Origin of the sequence: Methylobacterium sp., from assembly GCF_019750675.1 — a bacterium.
Lineage (GTDB): Bacteria > Pseudomonadota > Alphaproteobacteria > Rhizobiales > Beijerinckiaceae > Methylobacterium.
The window spans coordinates 1-13,049 of record NZ_JAIEOF010000280.1; the positions used below are offsets into that span (position 1 = coordinate 1).

General features: G+C 68.0%; 10 protein-coding genes. 4 read left to right on the plus strand and 6 right to left on the minus strand.

Going from position 1 to position 13,049, the window contains the following annotated elements; genetic code table 11:
• Together purH and K2X24_RS14485 are read left to right on the plus strand one after the other, a co-directional pair.
• On the plus strand, positions 1-1,086 hold a 1,086-nt coding region (purH, locus tag K2X24_RS14480), incomplete at its 5' end, for a bifunctional phosphoribosylaminoimidazolecarboxamide formyltransferase/IMP cyclohydrolase (protein ID WP_292499085.1).
• A 59-nt stretch (positions 1,087-1,145) separates the two neighbouring features.
• A complete protein-coding gene (locus tag K2X24_RS14485; protein ID WP_292499086.1) occupies positions 1,146-2,525 on the plus strand; it encodes a DUF2252 domain-containing protein in 1,380 nt (459 codons plus the stop codon).
• A 55-nt stretch (positions 2,526-2,580) separates the two neighbouring features.
• On the opposite strand, the gene K2X24_RS14490 is transcribed toward K2X24_RS14485, so the two are convergent.
• The 6 genes from K2X24_RS14490 to K2X24_RS14515 form a co-directional block, all read right to left on the minus strand.
• Positions 2,581-4,368 carry an MFS transporter gene (locus K2X24_RS14490; RefSeq protein ID WP_292499087.1) on the minus strand — a complete coding sequence of 596 codons (1,788 nt, stop codon included), beginning with the start codon at positions 4,366-4,368 and terminating at the stop codon, positions 2,581-2,583.
• A gap of 318 nt (positions 4,369-4,686) precedes the next feature.
• Positions 4,687-6,381 carry a cation acetate symporter gene (locus K2X24_RS14495; protein ID WP_292499088.1) on the minus strand — a complete coding sequence of 565 codons (1,695 nt, stop codon included), beginning with the start codon at positions 6,379-6,381 and terminating at the stop codon, positions 4,687-4,689.
• Complete coding sequence (locus K2X24_RS14500) at positions 6,378-6,686, minus strand: DUF485 domain-containing protein (protein ID WP_292499089.1); 309 nt, start codon at positions 6,684-6,686, stop codon at positions 6,378-6,380. Before K2X24_RS14500 ends, K2X24_RS14495 begins: the two co-directional genes overlap by 4 nt.
• A gap of 125 nt (positions 6,687-6,811) precedes the next feature.
• Complete coding sequence (gene acs / locus K2X24_RS14505) at positions 6,812-8,761, minus strand: acetate--CoA ligase (RefSeq protein WP_292499090.1); 1,950 nt, start codon at positions 8,759-8,761, stop codon at positions 6,812-6,814.
• 147 nt (positions 8,762-8,908) lie between these two features.
• On the minus strand, positions 8,909-9,163 hold the full coding sequence (locus K2X24_RS14510; RefSeq protein WP_292499091.1) for a hypothetical protein: 255 nt from the start codon (positions 9,161-9,163) through the stop codon (positions 8,909-8,911).
• 69 nt (positions 9,164-9,232) lie between these two features.
• Positions 9,233-11,743, minus strand: a complete 2,511-nt coding sequence (locus tag K2X24_RS14515; protein WP_292499092.1) for an ATP-binding protein — start codon at positions 11,741-11,743, stop codon at positions 9,233-9,235.
• Positions 11,744-12,061: 318 nt separating this feature from the next.
• Between K2X24_RS14515 and K2X24_RS14520 the strand changes: the two genes are divergently transcribed.
• Both K2X24_RS14520 and K2X24_RS14525 read left to right on the plus strand, forming a co-directional pair.
• The gene (locus K2X24_RS14520; protein ID WP_243912091.1) at positions 12,062-12,553 is read left to right on the plus strand and encodes a phasin; all 492 of its coding nucleotides are present in this window, start codon (positions 12,062-12,064) and stop codon (positions 12,551-12,553) included.
• A 179-nt stretch (positions 12,554-12,732) separates the two neighbouring features.
• Positions 12,733-13,049, plus strand: a 317-nt coding sequence (locus tag K2X24_RS14525) for a hypothetical protein (protein ID WP_292499093.1), incomplete at its 3' end; no start/stop codon positions are given.

Consider the following 13,049-nt stretch of genomic DNA (forward strand, 5'->3'; position numbering starts at 1 on the left):
CGCACCCGGCGCCGCCTCGCCCAGAAGGCCTATGCGCGAACCGCCGCCTACGACGCCGCCATCGCGAATTGGCTCGCGGGCCAGATCGAGCCGGACCCGGCGCCGGCCTTCCGGACCTTCGGCGGCAGCCTCGCCCAGTCGCTCCGCTACGGAGAGAACCCGCACCAGGGCGCGGCCTTTTACCGGTCGCCCGGCCCGACCCGGCCCGGCGTCGCCACCGCCCGCCAGCTCCAGGGCAAGGAGCTCTCCTACAACAACCTCAACGACACCGACGCCGCCTACGAGTGCGTGGCCGAATTCGACCCGGTCCGCTCGGCCGCCGTGGCGATCATCAAGCATGCCAACCCGTGCGGCGTCGCCGAGGGGACGAGCCTCGTCGAGGCCTACGAGCGCGCCCTGAGTTGCGATCCGACCTCCGCCTTCGGCGGCATCGTGGCCCTGAACCGAACCCTCGACGCGGAGGCCGCACGCCGGATCGTGGAGATCTTCACGGAGGTCATCATCGCGCCCGACGCCACCGAGGAGGCCATCGCGATCGTGGCCGCCAAGAAGAATCTGCGCCTCCTGTTGGCCGATGGCCTGCCCGACCCGCGCGGGGCCGGCGAGACCGTGAAGACCCTTTCGGGAGGGCTGCTGGTGCAGGCGCGCGACGCCGCGGTGGTCGACGACATGCCGCTGCGCGTGGTGACGCGGCGCGCGCCGAGCCCGCAGGAATACGCCGACCTGCGCTTCGCCTACCGGGTGGCCAAGCACGTCAAGTCGAACGCCATCGTGTATGCCCGCGACGGGGCCACGGTGGGCATCGGCGCCGGCCAGATGTCGCGGGTGGATTCCTCCCGCATCGCCGCCTGGAAGGCAGCGGAGGGCGCGCGTCGCCTCGGCGTCGCCGAGAGCCTCGCGAAAGGCTCGGTGGTCGCCTCGGACGCGTTCTTCCCCTTCGCCGACGGACTGATCGCAGCGGCGGAGGCCGGCGCCACGGCGGTGATCCAGCCCGGCGGCTCCATGCGCGACGCCGACGTGATCGAGGCCGCCGACGCGGCCGGCCTCGCCATGGTGTTCACCGGACACCGCCATTTCCGGCACTGATTCCCCGCCGGAACGCGGACGCGCGCGAGCGCTCGCCGCATCGACAAGGCTGCCTTTCCATGACCGACACGAACACTCCGACCAGCCGCGAAGAGCGACGCGCGGCCGGCAAGCGCCTGCGCGAGCGGGTCTCGCGCGAATCGCACGGCCAGTGGCGGCCGGACCCGGCCCGCGATCCCCTCGCGATCCTGCGCGCGGGCGATCAGGGCCGGCTCCCGCCGCTGATCCCGCTCCGCTATGAGCGGATGCGCGAGACGCCCTTCGCCTTCCTGCGCGGGGCAGCGGCCGTCATGGCGGCCGACCTCGAGGGCGTTCCGGTCCCGGGCATCCCGGTCCAGGCCTGCGGCGACTGCCACATCGGCAATTTCGGCGTCTACCGCAGCCCCGAGGGACAGACCCTCTTCGACATCAACGACTTCGACGAGACCCTGTGGAACGTGGACTTCACCCTCGACGTGAAGCGCTTGGCCGCCAGCGTCGCCCTGGCGTCCCTTCCACACGGCGAGGAGAAGGCGCGCCGTGCCGCCAAGGCCCTCGCCCGCGCCTATCGCGAGCACATGCGCGACCTCTCCAACCTGTCGCCGCTGGCGGTCTGGCACAGCCGCATCGACCTCGAGCACGAGGTGGGCCGCCTCGGTGACGGCGATCTCTGCCGCCGGCTTCTCGCGGAAGCCGAGACGGAGAACGCGGACGGCCTGAGCCGGGGCGATGCCCCGAAGCTCTCGACCGCCCCCGACGAGGCCGCGCCCGCCGCCTGGCGCATCGCCGACAAGGATCGGGTGATCTTCCACGAGGGGGAGGACGGCCTCACGCAGGCCGTGGAGGATGCGGCCGCCGCGCTCCTCGCCTATCCGCACAGCCTCAGTGCAGATCGCTGGACCCTGGTGTCGCGCTACGCGCAGCGCGACGTCGCCTTCAAGGTGGTCGGCATCGGCTCGGTCGGACTCGTCTGCGCCGTCGCGGTCTACGCGGACGCCGACGGCGCGCCGCTGTTCCTGCAGATCAAGGAGGCGCGGCCGTCCGTGATCGGCCAGCACGCCCTGCGCCCGTTCTCCGTGATTTCGGAAGGCCAGCGGGTGATCGACGGCCAGCGGGTCATGCAGGCGGCGAGCGACCCGTTCCTTGGGACCTCGTTCTCGGATAAGAGCGGGCGCTCCTACTACGTGCGCCAGCTCAAGAACCGGAAGCTCTCGGCCGTGGCCGAGATCCTCGCGGAGAGCGGGGCCAAGGCCTATGCCCGCCTCTGCGGTACCACGCTCGCCCGGGCGCACGCCCGCTCCGGCGACGCGACGATGATCGCCGGCTACCTCGGCAAGGGCTCGGCCTTCGACAAGGCGATCGCCGACTTCGCGATGGCTTATGCGCGCCAGAGCATCGCCGACCACGCGCTGCTCCTGGAGGACTTCCAGACCCAGCCCCCGAACAACGGCGCCCAGTGAAACGAAGAAGGGCCCCGCCTCGCGGCGGGGCCCTCCGGCAGCGTACCCTCTGCGTTCAGCGGGCCGGCGCCTCGTCGTAGGTGAAGATATCGCGATCCTTGGTCTCGGGGATGAACAGAGCCCCGATGATGGCGGTCGCGACCGCGATGACGATGGGGTACCAGAGGCCGAAGTAGATATCGCCGGTCTGGGCCACCATGGCGAAGGCGGTGGCCGGCAGGAGGCCGCCGAACCAGCCGTTGCCGATGTGGTAGGGCAGCGACATCGAGGTGTAGCGGATACGCGTCGGGAACAGTTCGACGAGAGCCGCCGCGATCGGGCCGTAGACCATCGTCACGTACAGAACGAGGATGGTCAGGATACCGATGATGGTCAGCTTCTGCGCCGAGAAGATGTCGATCATCTTGGCGAAGTTCGAAAGGCCGTCCTTCGGGTCGATGACGATCTTCACGATGCTCGGGTTGTTGGCGCCCGGGTAGCCTGCGGCGGTGAGTGCGGCACCCACATCCTTGGCGAAGGTCGGATCGGAGGCGGCGAACTCCTTGCCGGCGACCGTCACGGTGGCCTTGGTGCCCGGGGCCGCCGGCTCGGTGGTGTAGTTCACGGCGGACCGGGCGAGCAGCGCCTTGGCGATGTCGCACGAATTGGTGAACTTGGCGGTACCGACCGGATTGAACTGGAACGAGCAATCCGCCGGGTCGGCCTTGACCACCACCTGCGTGTTCTGCTGGGCGGCATGCAGGGCCGGGTTGGCCGCCGCCGTCAGCGCCTTGAACAACGGGAAGAACGTCAGCGCCGCGATCACGCAACCGCCGAGGATGATCGGCTTGCGGCCGATCTTGTCGGAGAGCGCGCCGAAGAACAGGAACCCGCCGGTCCCGAGGATGAGCGACCAGGCGATGAGCACGTTGGCGGTGAACTGGTCGACCTTCAGGATCGTCTGCAGGAAGAACAGTGCGTAGAACTGGCCGGTGTACCAGACCACGGCCTGGCCGGCGGTGAGGCCGAGCAGAGCGAGGAGGGCCCACTTGGCGTTGCGCCACTGGCCGAACGCCTCGGAGAGCGGGGCCTTCGAGCCGGTACCCTCTTCCTTCATCTTCTTGAAGGCCGGGCTCTCCTGCATCTGCAGGCGGATCCAGACCGAGACGCCGAGGAGCACGATCGAGACCAGGAACGGAATGCGCCAGCCCCAGGCGGCGAACGGGGTGATGGTGCCGGCGGTGCCGTCGGCGAGCGTCGTGGCGACGGGGGCGTAGTTCGCGTTCACGTAGATCTGCGTGAACAGGATCACCATCAGCGACAGCAGCAGGCCCAGGGTCGCGGTGGTCTGGATGAAGGCGGTGTAGAAGCCGCGCCGGCCGCGGGGCGCGTGCTCGGCCACGTAGACCGCCGCGCCGCCGTACTCACCGCCGAGCGCCAGACCCTGGAGCATGCGCAGAGCCAGCAGCGCCACGGGGGCGACCCAACCGACACCGTACTCGTTCATGGTCGCGTAGGAGGGCAGCAGGCCGACGACGAAGGTCGAGATGCCCATGATCAGGATGGTGACGAGGAAGGTGTACTTGCGTCCGACGAGGTCGCCGAGGCGGCCGAACACGAGGGCGCCGAAGGGGCGGACGAGGAAGCCGGCGGCGAAGGCGAGCAGCGCGAAGACGTTGCGCGTGGCTTCCGGATAGGCCGAGAAGAACTGCGCGCCGATGATCGCCGCGAGCGACCCGTAAAGGTAAAAGTCATACCATTCGAAGACGGTACCGAGGGACGAGGCGAGAATGACCTTCTTCTCGCCGGCGCTCATCGGCCGTGTGGCCGAATCGCTGACGGGCATTGCGCTCGACGCAACCATGAGACGTTTCTCCAGAAATTTTTCAGCCCGAGCGTTCAGTCACCCGTGGCGTGTTGAACCAGCGCGCAAGAACGGGTCGACTGGACGGCGCGAATTCTCATCCGTCGACCTGTGTAGGGCGCGCGTGCCGGGATGCTAAGCGACGGCATCTGCTTGCCCAATAGAGAAAAGCGTGGCCGCACTACCGAATTCAGATATTTTTGAGCCGTTGACCAAGTATATTTTTCGCGCGCTCAGGGATTAAGACCCTGGCGAAAACGAAGAGGGGCGCAGCTCGCGCCGCGCCCCTCTCGTCCCAGTGAAGCTCGCGTCTTCGTTTCAGTGAGCGTGCGCCCCGTCGGCGCCGATGCCGGTCTCCGAGCGGACGAACTGCGCGTCGAACAGAGCCCGCTCGGCGCGCGCGCGCCGGGTGTTGTCGAGCTTCGAGACGACGAAGATCGTCAGGAAGGCCAGCGGCATCGAGAACAGGGCCGGGTTGTCGTAGGGGAAGATCGCCACGGGATTACCGAAGGTCGTCACCCAGACCGCCTTCGACAGCACCACCATGCCGACCGCCGCGATGAGGCCGACGAGGCCGCCGATGAGGGCGCCCCAGGTCGTGGTGCCCCGCCAGAGGATCGACATCGTCAGAACCGGGAAGTTGCAGCTCGCCGCCACCGAGAAGGCGAGGCCGACCATGAAGGCGACGTTCTGGTTCTCGAAGACGTAGCCGAGATAGATCGCCACGATGCCGATGACGACGGCGGCGATCTTGGAGAGCCGAACCTCGGCGCCCTCGTTGACGCGCCCGCGGGCGATCACCTGGGCGTAGAGGTCGTGGCTGACCGCGGAGGCGCCGGCGAGCGTCAGGCCGGCGACCACCGCCAGGATGGTCGCGAAGGCGACCGCCGAGATGAAGCCGAGGAAGTACGGGCCGCCCACGGCGTTGGCGAGGTTCACCGCCACCATGTTGGTGCCGCCGATCATGCCCTTCAGCTTGTCGAAGGCGCCGGCCGCGTCGAGGGAGAAGTAGGCCGGGTCGGACATCAGGAGACTGATTCCGCCGAAGCCGATGATGAAAGTGAGAATATAGAAGTAGCCGATCAGGCCGGTGGCGTAGAACACCGACTTGCGGGCGGCCTGCGCATCCGACACCGTGAAGAACCGCATCAGGATGTGCGGCAGGCCGGCGGTTCCGAACATCAGGCCGACGCCGAGCGAGATCGCCTCGATCGGGTTCGAAACGAGGCCGCCCGGCGCCATGATCGCGTCGCCCTTGGGGTGGGTGGCGACGGCGGCGGCGAACAGGGCCTCGGGGTTGAAACCGTACTTGTAGAGGACCGCGCCGGCCATGAAGGTGGCGCCGCCCAGCAGCAGGCAGGCCTTGATCACCTGCACCCAGGTGGTCGCCTTCATGCCGCCGAAGGCCACGTAGACGATCATCAGCACGCCGACGATGATGACGGCATAGAGGTAGGGCAGGCCGAACAGGAGCTGGATCAGCTTCCCCGCGCCGACCATCTGGGCGATCAGGTAGAACGCCACCACCACGAGGGTGCCGGTGGCCGAGATGATGCGGATCGAGGTCTGGTCGAGGCGGAAGGACGCGACGTCCGCGAAGGTGAACTTGCCGAGGTTGCGCAGGCGCTCTGCGATGAGGAACAGCACGATCGGCCAGCCGACGAGGAAGCCGGTGGAGTAGATCAGCCCGTCGAAGCCCGAGGTGTAGACCAGGCCCGAGATGCCCAGGAACGAGGCGGCGGACATGTAGTCGCCCGCGATGGCGAGCGAGTTGGTGCCGGCCGAGATGCCGCCGCCGGCGGCGTAGAAGTCGGCGGCCGACTTGGTGCCCTTGGCGGCCTTGTAGGTGATGCCGAGGGTGAACAGCACGAAGAACGCGAACATGCCGATGGCCGGCCAGTTCGTCGCCGACTGCTTGACGGCGCCGAGATCGGGACCGGCGGCGAAGGCCGCGGTGACCGCGACGACGGCGAGCGCGCCGCCGAGGACGAGGGGGTGCTTGAGCTGGTTCATCGGCCGACGTCCCGCTTGAGAGCGGCGGTCAGCTCGTCGAAGCGGCCGTTGGCGCGCTGGACGTAGATGCCCGTGAGGATGAAGGCGAGCACGATCACGGCGACGCCGAGGACGAGGCCGAGGGACGCGGTGCCGCCGCCGATCTTCACGGCGAGCAACGCCTTGTCGAAGGCGATGAGGCCGATGAAGCCGAAATAAATCACCAGCATGATGATGGTGAGCGTCCAGCCGAACCGCGTGCGCTCGTGAACGAGCTCCTTGAAGCGCGGGTTCTGCGCGACCCGCGCAGTCTCGATATCAGACATGACATGACCCTCCCGGGGACCGCCTGTTGGCGGACCGGCGTCCCGTTACGATGAAGCTTGGATGCTGGCATGATGACGCGCGGCCTGCCCGAGGGAGGCCGCGCGTTCGAGAAACCCGACGTCGTTCAGTGCGTCCGGTTCTGCCGATTCTCGATGAGGTCATCGACCACCGCCGGTTCGGCGAGCGTCGAGGTGTCGCCCAGGGACGAGAACTCGTCCTCGGCGATCTTGCGCAGGATTCGGCGCATGATCTTGCCCGAACGGGTCTTGGGCAGGCCCGGGGCGAACTGGATCAGGTCCGGCGAGGCGATCGGACCGATATCCTTGCGGACCCAGGTCACGAGTTCCTTGCGCAATTCGTCCGAGCCCTCCTCGCCCTCCATCAGGGTGACGTAGGCGTAGATACCCTGGCCCTTGACGTTGTGCGGGTAGCCGACCACGGCCGCCTCGGACACCTTCGGGTGCGCGACGAGGGAGGACTCGACCTCCGCCGTGCCCATCCGGTGACCCGATACGTTGATGACGTCGTCGACGCGGCCGGTGATCCAGTAATAGCCATCCGAGTCCCGGCGGCAGCCGTCGCCGGTGAAGTAGTTGCCCGGGTAGGTGGAGAAGTAGGTCTGCTCGAAGCGCTCGTGGTCGCCGTAGACCGTGCGCATCTGTCCGGGCCAGGAATCCTTGATGCAGAGGTTGCCCTCGCAAGGTCCTTCCAGGGTCTTGCCCTCGGCATCGACCACGATGGGCTGGACACCGAAGAACGGTCGCGTGGCCGAACCGGGCTTGAGCTTCGTGGCGCCGGGAAGCGGCGTGATGAGGATACCGCCGGTCTCGGTCTGCCACCAGGTGTCGACGATGGGGCAGCGGGATTCGCCGACCACCTTGTAGTACCAGTCCCAGGCTTCCGGGTTGATCGGCTCGCCGACCGAGCCGAGGACGCGCAGCGAGGCACGGGAGGTCTTCTTCACGGGGCCTTCGCCGCCGCCCATGAGCGAGCGAATCGCGGTGGGCGCGGTGTAGAAGATGTTGACCTTGTGTTTGTCGACCACGTCCCAGAAACGCGAGTTCGAGGGGTAGGTCGGAATTCCCTCGAACATCAGCGTCGTCGCGCCGTTCGCGAGGGGGCCGTAGACGATGTAGGAGTGGCCCGTGACCCAGCCGACATCGGCCGTGCACCAGTAGACCTCACCCTCGCGGTAATCGAAGACGTACTGGTGCGTCATCGATGCGTAGACGAGATAGCCGCCGGTGGTGTGGACGACGCCCTTCGGCTGGCCGGTCGAGCCGGAGGTGTAGAGGATGAAGAGGGGGTGCTCGGCCTCGACGGGCTCGGCCGGGCAATCGTCCGTCACCTGTGCGGCGGCCTCGTCGTAATAGACGTCGCGACCCGGCTCCATGGCGATCGACGAACCGGTCCGGCGCACCACGACGACGTGGTCCACGCTGTCCTTCGGCAGGCGTGCGATGGCGGCGTCGACATTGGCCTTCAGCGGCACCTTGCGGCCGCCGCGCAGACCCTCATCGGCGGTGATCACCATCTTCGAGGCACAGCCCTCGATGCGTCCGGCCAGGGAGTCCGGCGAAAAACCACCGAACACGATCGAGTGGATCGCGCCGAGGCGCGCGCAGGCGAGCATCGCGTAGGCGGCTTCCGGGATCATCGGCAGGTAGATCGTGACCCGGTCGCCCTTGGCGACGCCGCGATTGCGCAGCACGTTGGCCATCTTGCCCACTTCGGAGTGAAGCTGGCGATACGTGATGTGCTTGGATTCGTTCGGGTCGTCGCCTTCCCAAATGATGGCGACCTGGTCGCCGCGCGTCGCGAGATGGCGATCAATACAGTTATGCGCGACGTTGGTGCGCCCGTCCTCGAACCACTTGATCGCGATATTGCCGGGCTCGAAGCTGGTGCACTTCACGCGCGTGAAGGGGGTCATCCAATCGATACGCTTGCCGTGTTCGGCCCAGAAAGCCTCCGGGTCGCTCACGGATGCCTGATACATGGCCAGATACTTCGCGTCGTCGACGTGAGCGCCCTCGCTCCATGCCGAACGGACTTCGACCACCTTCTCGTCCATCGCTTCTTCCCTGTCGGTGCCCGATCGTATCGCGACTGTTCACGCAGCCGGGTCTTCCGAATACCGTCTTAGGCACAAGGACATACTGGCCGCAAGCGCGGATCGGGAAAGTTCCGGGACAGACAGGCAAAATTGTTCACGCGCGCTTTAATTGCACCCAATGCAGATTCCGGTCTCGATCTTCCGGTCGATCGCCTGCTGCTTTCGGGTCGAATCGGAAACGCGATTCTCGTTGGGAGCCCCCGCACCGCCCGGCGGCTTCGTCACACCGGTGGAGGTGATGTTCCGAAATTGGCCGGCCGAGCCGAGATTGGCGTCCGCCGGCAGGCGCCCGGCATCCTGCGCCTGGGCGGCGATGGGCAGGTTCAGCGCGAGAGCGAAGATGAGGATTGAGGCACGCATCGGAATCTCCATGGCTGGAGGTCCAACGCGAAGGCGGGGCGTGGGTTTCCGCGCCCGCGAGGTCCGGGCTCAGGCCCGCTTGGTTGCGGCGGCGCTGGGAAAAAGCATCTCCACCAGGGTGCCATCGTCCCGTCGGCTGTCGATGCGGAACCGCCCGTGATTGGCTTCCACGAGGGCCTTGGTGAGCGGTAGGCCGAGGCCGGTTCCACTGCGAACACCGTCCTGCCCGATCTGTCGGAAAGGCTGCAGCGCACCAGCCACCTCCTCGGCCGTCATGCCGACGCCGGTATCGCGCACGCGAAGCGCGATATCGCCGCGATCCGCCATGCCGGTCGATACGATGACCTGTCCGCCGGCCGGTGTGTAAGCGATGGCGTTGGCGATCACGTTGAGGATGGCCTGGCGCACCGAGCGCTCGTCGGCCATCAGGATCTCGAGGTCGGCGGAGAAGCTGGTGCGCAGGACGATCCGCTCCCGGGCGGCCTGGGGCTGGAGTTGCGCGACGCAGAGCGCGACGACCTCGTTCAGCGGGATCGGCGCCACGCGCAGATCGAGGCGCCCGGCCTCGATCTGCGCGAGTTCGAGGAGGCCGTTCACGCGGTCGAGCACACGGGTGCCGGAGGCATGGATCTCTCGCAGGGACGCGCGGTAGCGCTCGGATCCGAGGGGGCCGTGCGGCTCACCGAGCATACGGTCTGCCCTCGCCAGGATGGCATCGATCGGCGTTCGAATCTCCTCGGCCACCTGGGCGAGGAGATCCAAGGGCTGCCGGCGCACGGTGGTGTCATCCGCGTCGGCACTCGCATCCTCCACCTCGGATCGGTTTCCAGGGACAGCGCGGGCGATCACGGCGCAGAGACGAACCGGCCCATCCCCGTCCATCGGAAGCACCTTGACCCGCAACGCGATGCCGGTGGCCCGCGCCGTGACGGCGGCGTCCATCGGCTCGACACCGGGCTCCGCATGCAGTCGCGCCAGCAGGTCGACCGCGTTCTCGGGTACGAACAGGCTTAGGAAGCTCGCACCGACGATTTCGCGCGCCTCCAAGCCGAAGATCACGGCGGCGCTGCGGTTCAACGCGAGGATGCGGGCCTGCCCGTCGAGGGTGGCGATCCCGTCCTCGATCCGGTCCAGCACCGCGATCGCCTCGGCGCCCCGGCGGCCGGCGAAATCCTGCGCCAGGGCGTCGGCGGCGTTGGCGCGGACGCTGTCGCTGGGTTCGGAGTCCCGGGCCAGGAGCAGTTCGGCCGGTTGCCCGGCCCAGTCGAGGACGGAGTGCTCGATCAGAGCGCCGAGGCGGCCGCCATCGCGGGCCGTGAGAACGACAGGGGTGTCGCTCTCGGCCCGGGCATGCGGCATCAGACCACCGAACAGGCGCTCGATGCCCCCGGCCGCGTCGAGCGTCGCCGTGTCCGCATAGCCGGTCAGATCGAGGAGGCGCCGGTTGGCGAACAGCACGGTGTTGTCGCGGTAGACCAGCACCCCGGCCGGCATGCGCTCCAGGGTCGCCACCATGGCGGCGTCCGGGTTAACCGCATCGACACTGCGGGAAGCCGATGCCGGAAACGGCATCACGGCGCAGGGTAGGCCACGCTCGGCCGGCGCCGCGCCCGCGTCATCGCCGGCAAACCGCGCTCCCAGCGCGCGCGCGATCTCCCGGAACGCCGCGTGCTCGTGGCTCGAGAGGCTCGGATCGGGCGGGGATGCCTCAGCCTCTTCGTTCGTTTCGATTACCGGGGGCAATGCCGCGGCCGGCTCGGCCAGCCCTGCCGGCGCGGATTGATCCTGAATCACGATGGGCGGAGCCGCATCGGGGGCCGCATCATGGCCCGCTCCGGGCTCCGCGACCGGCGGAGACGTCGCCGGCGGCGCCACGGATCGAATCTGACCGAAGCCGCGAAAGCCGCGCCCGGACCGATCGGCCGGCGATCCGGAGAGTTCCAGTTCGAAGGCGCTTCCGTCGCCCGTGACCAGGGTCACGGGAATTGCGCGGAAGGTTCTGGCCTCGCCCAGAGCCGCGAGGAGCCCGTCCGCGTCCCGCAATGTCCTGGTGTCCGCGAGAGCCCGCCACGTCCGACCCAGCATCCGCTCGCGGAGGCGATCGCCCGGAACCCATGAAAGATCCGACACCGTGCCGTCCGCGTCGCTCTTCCAGGTAAAGCGTCGGAACACGGCTTCGGGACCCTCCTCTCGCTTTGCCCCCGCCGGAATGAGGTTCGCAGCGTCGGGCGGAACGTCGAGGGGAACCGGCCGGGTCGGCACCTCGACAGGGTCCGCCACCGGGCGGGTGCGCAGACGGGGCAGGGGCGTGGCGGCGAGCAGGATCAGGGCATCGATGCCCGCCTCGGTTCGCGTGCGCAGGATCGTGACGAGGGCCGGCGGCGCGATCCGACGCGCATCGATGTGAAGACGCAGCAGCAGAGGATGACCCGGACGCGGCCTTGCACGTGCGATCTGCGCTCCAACCCGCAACGCCGATAGGATGTCCCCGTTCGCATCCGAGATCGCTTGGCACAGGCCCGTCGCTGCCTCAGAAGCATGCAGGATGCGTTCGCCGGCCCCGTCGAGCACGAGAATCACTGCCTCCGAATCAGCCATACGGGATGCGAGAGCCGAATCACCCCCGGCTGCACGCCGGATCAGCACCGTCGCCGCGTCGATCCCTAGCACCGCCTCCGACCCAATCTTGTCCAACATCCGCACCCGTTTCGCGTGACGATTCTCGAGACGTGAAGCCCTTTTTACTGCGTTGCGGCCCTCCGGTAAGCCACCGAGGGGGATGAAGCGCGTTTACCTGTTGTCAACGTTAATGCGCCCCAGCAGGGTGGCATAGGGCTGGAGCTGTGCTATGTTGCAGCGCACAACAAGCCATCAACAAGTGTGAACAAGGAGAGGACAATGAGCAGCACCCCGAACTACGAAGTGCCCGCCGAGATGCGCGACTTCGCCGAGAAGAGCGTCGACCAGGCGCGCAAGGCGTTCGACTCGTTCATTAGCGCCGCCCGCCGCACGGCCGATACCGTGCAGGGCTCGGCCGAGATGGCCCGCACCAACGCCCAGGACGTCTCCGCGCGCGGCTTCGAGTTCGCCGAGCAGAACGTGACGGCCGCCTTCGACCTGGCCCAGAAGCTGGTCCGCTCGCGCGACCTGCAGGAAGCCATGCAGCATCAGGCCGAGTTCGTTCGCAGCCAGTTCGCCGCGATCCAGGCTCAGGCCAAGGAGTTCGGCGGTCTGGCGCAGACCGCGATGCAGCAGAGTGCCGAGAAGGCCAAGGGCGCCATGCAGGAGACTGCCGAGCACGCCCGCAAGGCGATGGAGCAGGGCACCGAAGCCGCCCGCAAGGCCGGCAGCGATGCCGAGCAGGCCATGCGCAACGCCACCAACTCCTGATCATAGCCGAGGCGCCGCCCCGGCGGCGCCCACCTCGCAGCCCGTTCCGCCTCGCGCGGGCCGGGCTGTTCTCTTGTGTGCGCCCGCGCTTGCCCCGGACGGTCGGGTCTCCTAACCCTGGCCGCCGAGCAGCCGCGCTTCCCCTCCGAGGCCGGCGCTGTCGAGAGGGGCGAAACGCCATGCGGTGCATCTACCGAATCAGTCTCTTCCTCACGCTACTGGCGAGCCTTTTCGGTGCTCAGGGCGCGAGCGCGCAGTACTACGACGACGGCTACGACCGGCCCCCGCCGCGCCGCTACTACGACGATCGCCGCCCGCCGCGCCCGGATTACCGGGACGACGGCTACGCCCGGCCGGCGCCCCGCCGCGAGGTCGGCCTGAACTGCGATGCGGTCCAATCCGGACTGAGCGGTCTGCAACCGTATTCCTGCCCGCTGCCCGGCCCGCGGCCGCTCGGTGCTCGCTGCTTCTGCAACATGCCGATCGCGCCCTTGAG